General features: G+C 75.6%; 3 protein-coding genes. 2 read left to right on the top strand and 1 reads right to left on the bottom strand.

Going from position 1 to position 2,282, the window contains the following annotated elements:
• Nucleotides 1-728 (top strand): SulP family inorganic anion transporter (locus ACTUAL_RS14075; RefSeq protein ID WP_440900555.1); only part of this gene is annotated, 728 nt, incomplete at its 5' end.
• A 30-nt stretch (nt 729-758) separates the two neighbouring features.
• Here the strand turns inward: ACTUAL_RS14075 and ACTUAL_RS14070 are convergent.
• A complete protein-coding gene (locus tag ACTUAL_RS14070; protein WP_440900554.1) occupies nt 759-1,553 on the bottom strand; it encodes a MerR family transcriptional regulator in 795 nt (264 codons plus the stop codon).
• Nucleotides 1,554-1,627: 74 nt separating this feature from the next.
• Between ACTUAL_RS14070 and ACTUAL_RS14065 the strand changes: the two genes are divergently transcribed.
• A partial coding sequence (locus ACTUAL_RS14065; RefSeq protein ID WP_440900553.1) for a hypothetical protein occupies nt 1,628-2,282 on the top strand: 655 nt, incomplete at its 3' end.

The raw sequence follows: 2,282 nt of genomic DNA, 5'->3' as shown, positions 1-2,282 counted from the left end.
CGGCCGCGAGCGCCCGCACGGCGGTGATCGTGCGCTCCGGGGCGACGTCCCGGCTGGCCTCGCTGACCCACGCCGCGGTGCTGCTGCTGATCGTGTTCGTGGCGGCCCCGCTGGTGTCGCAGGTGCCGCGCGCGGTGCTCGCGGGCGTGCTGCTGGCCACGGCGGTGCGCATGGTGGAGGTCGGGGCGGTGCGGGCGATGGCGCGGGCCAGCCGCCCGGACGCCGTGGTGCTCGCCCTGACGGCGGTGGCGACGCTGGCGCTGGACCTGGTCACGGCGGTGATCGTGGGCCTGCTGCTGGCCGGGGTGTTCGCGCTGCGCGCGGTGTCCCGCAGCGCCCGGCTCAGCGAGGTGCCGCTGGAGCCCGGCGACCACGGCGAGGAGGAGCGGGCGCTGCTGGCGCAGCACATCGTGGCCTACCGGCTGGACGGCCCGCTGCTGTTCCACGCCGCGCACCGGTTCCTGCTGGAGCTGAGCGAGGTGTCGCCGATGGCGGTGGTGGTGTTGCGGATGTCGCACCTGTCCGGCGTCGACACGACCGGCGTCGCGGTGCTGCGGGACGCGGTGCGCAGGCTGGAGGGGCGCGGGGTGACCGTGCTGGTGTCCGGGGTGCGGGAGGAGCACCGGCGGGCGCTGGACGCGGTGGGGGCGCCGGTGTTCGACAGCACGCCCGAGGCGATCGAGCACGCGCGGGCGCTGCTGGGCGAGCGGGGCCTGCTGCCGACCTGAGCGCCGGGACCACGCCCCGCGACGCCGGTCTCACCGGTCGGCCTCGCGGGGCTTCCGGCCGTCCGGCGGGGTTCCCGGCCCGTCCTGCGCCAGGCCCTGCTCCACCATCAGCTCGCGCAACCGCCGCAGCGCGGCCAGCTGCGCCGGGTGGTACATCCCCAGGACCACCTCGGCGATCGCGCTCTGCGCCAGCTCGGGGTCCAGCGGTGAGCCCGCCGTGGGGTTCTTGGTCCACGGGTGGTCCTCCTGGGTCCTGCGGGCCACCGGGACGAGCCGCCTGGCGATCTCCTCCACCGCCGCCTCGTCCGCGTCGCGGGGCAGGGCGTCGAAGTCGACCTCCGCCGGGTCCGGGGTCTTGTCCAGCGCGCCGAAGCCGTCGGTCGCCTCCTGGTCGAACAGCGCGGCCAGGACGGTGAGCAGGGAGCGCTTCGACTCGGTCAGCTGGTGGGAGAACGGGGCCAGCGCGGGCGGGACGTGCGCGGGCGCGCGGTGGCGCAGCGCCAGCGCCAGCTCGGCCCGGACGCGGTTGATCCGCTCGACGGACGCCGCCAGCTCCGCGTCCAGCGCGCGGATCGCCTCCTCGGACTCCTCGTCCGCCTTCCCCACCACCGCGATGTGCGCCAGCGGGACGCCGAGGTCGCTCAGGCGCTTGATCTGGAGCAGCCGGACCAGGTGGGGGATCTTGTACTGCTTGTAGCCGTTGGCCGCCCGCTCGGGCAGGTCGAGCAGCCCGGTCGAGTGGTAGTGGCGCACGGCCTTCACCGTGGTCCCGGCCAGTTCCGCGAGCTGCCGGGTGCTCCACGTCATCCGCTTGCCCTCCGTCACCGCTCCAGTGGACACCGTGCCCCAGGGGCAGGGTCAAGGGGTTGACCGTGCCCCGACGGCAGGGTTTCCACTGGGTGGCGGACGGAATCCACGAGGGGAGGCCGAAGGTGTTCGCGGAGATGCGGCGGCGGAGCGCGCTGAAGCGGGTCAGGCCGGGGCACGGGCGGGCGCTCGAGCCCTTCCGCCGGTGGCAGACCCTGTCCCGGTCGCTGCTGTCCCTGGAGCTCGGGGACGGCGCGGTGTGGACGGTGGAGGTGCTGCACTGGAAGCAGCTCACCACCGAGGACGGGCGGCCGGTCGCGCACCTGTACCGGAACGGCGTGCACCACGCCGAGTCCCCGGTGCCCGCGGTGTTCCCCGTGCCCGGCGGGGTGGTCGAGGTGCAGGCGTCGGCGTTCGGGTTGAAGCGGTGCCACTACCTGCCGGACGGGGGCGGGGAGCGGCAGCTCGTGCCCGACCCGGACTCGGGCGAGGGGCGGCGGGCCCGGTTCGGGCGCGAGCACCCGGTGGCCAGCCGGTGGATCGGGGTCGGCGTGGTGGCGCTGCTGGTCGTGCCGGTGCTGCTGGTGGTGCCGCAACTGCTGGAGGCGCTGACGCGGGTGCCGCCGGTCGCGGAGCGGTTCGGGGTGTTCACCTCGCCGGTGGCGCTGCCGTGGTGGGGGAACACCGCGCTCGGGCTGGTGACGGCGGCGGCGAGCACGGAGCGGGCGCTGCGGTTGCGGCACCACT

It is taken from the genome of Actinosynnema sp., assembly GCF_052038725.1.
The sequence above is the reverse complement of the archived record's forward strand: the minus strand, read 5'-3'. Positions and strand labels throughout refer to the sequence as shown.